Consider the following 1019-nt stretch of genomic DNA (forward strand, 5'->3'; position numbering starts at 1 on the left):
AAAAGCCGCCTCACCCTCGCCCCCGACACCACGCCGGAGGTGACCACCGACCCCACCCTCGAACTCACCGCCTAACCAACACCACAAGGATCACCGACCGCTACACCACTCCACGGGACTTGACCCCTACCCAAAGGCACCGACCTGAGCGTCGTCAGCCGCGAGGAGTTGGACGCGATCCAGGACAGCCTCAACGGACGCCCCCGCAAGACGCTGGGCTATCTGACACCATCAGAGAAGCTCGCAGAGTTCCTTGCGCCCATCGCTTGAATCCGCCATCGAGTTCGCCCTGCGCAGCTCACGCACTTCCTTCTCCAGCTCGACCAGGCGCTGGGACTCGCTGGTCGTGGTCCCGGGACGGTGCCCCTCGTCAACCTCGGCCTGCACGACCCAGTTCCTCAGAGTCTCAGGATTGATCCCGAGCTGCTCGCCCACACGGCGAAACGTTCCCGACCTCGTCGATGGATCGCGCCGTGACTGAACTGCCATCCTCGTGGCTCTCTCCCGAAGCTCGTCGGGGTACTTCCTCGGTGCTGCCATGCTCCTCATCCTCCCGTGGATTCAGAGCCTCCACCAGACCCGGGGCGATTCACCAGGCCGACACCGAGCTGCGGGGCGATGGCACGTATCGACTCTGCGCGCGGGCCTCCCTCGCGCGCCTGGCGCTCGTAGACCATCCGCACGGCGCGGTCACGCAGCTCGGGACTGAACTTCTTGGGCATACTCCGATTCTCCTTGCTGATACTCGGAACAGAACCCAGGACGCTTCACCCGCACCCCAAAACACGAATCGCGCCACCGTTAGTAAACGATGACGCGACTCATGACATACGGGGTGCCTGAGTAGTACGTTCGGTAACTCCGCCCCCAAGACAAAAACCCTTGTCAACCGCCTAGTGTCGTGTTTCTGAAGTTGGTTGACGGTTCGCTTTCTTGAGGATCTCGTCGGCGGTCTTGGTCCAGACGAAGGCGTGTTTGCGGTTGTTCCAGCCGGTGATGAATTGGCGGATCTTCGCGTT

Annotated in this window: 1 protein-coding gene and 3 pseudogenes; 1 reads left to right on the forward strand and 3 read right to left on the reverse strand. The window is 62.2% G+C overall.

Translation table 11 applies throughout. The features are described from left to right. Window positions 1-126 precede the first annotated feature (126 nt). A pseudogene (locus BQ9890_RS15560) lies at window positions 127-270 on the forward strand (IS30 family transposase); the annotation flags it as partial. A 6-nt stretch (window positions 271-276) separates the two neighbouring features. Here the strand turns inward: BQ9890_RS15560 and BQ9890_RS14290 are convergent. The 3 genes and pseudogenes from BQ9890_RS14290 to BQ9890_RS16525 form a co-directional block, all read right to left on the reverse strand. After that, window positions 277-549 (reverse strand): annotated as a pseudogene (locus tag BQ9890_RS14290) (transposase); the annotation flags it as partial. Further along, window positions 546-722 carry a transposase gene (locus BQ9890_RS15705; RefSeq protein WP_013162090.1) on the reverse strand — a complete coding sequence of 59 codons (177 nt, stop codon included), beginning with the start codon at window positions 720-722 and terminating at the stop codon, window positions 546-548. The pseudogene BQ9890_RS14290 and the gene BQ9890_RS15705, both read right to left, overlap by 4 nt. Window positions 723-893: 171 nt before the next feature. After that, window positions 894-1019, reverse strand: a pseudogene (locus tag BQ9890_RS16525) (IS630 family transposase); the annotation flags it as partial.

Origin of the sequence: Actinomyces provencensis (assembly GCF_900155435.1) — a bacterium.
Taxonomy (GTDB): domain Bacteria; phylum Actinomycetota; class Actinomycetes; order Actinomycetales; family Actinomycetaceae; genus Pauljensenia; species Pauljensenia provencensis.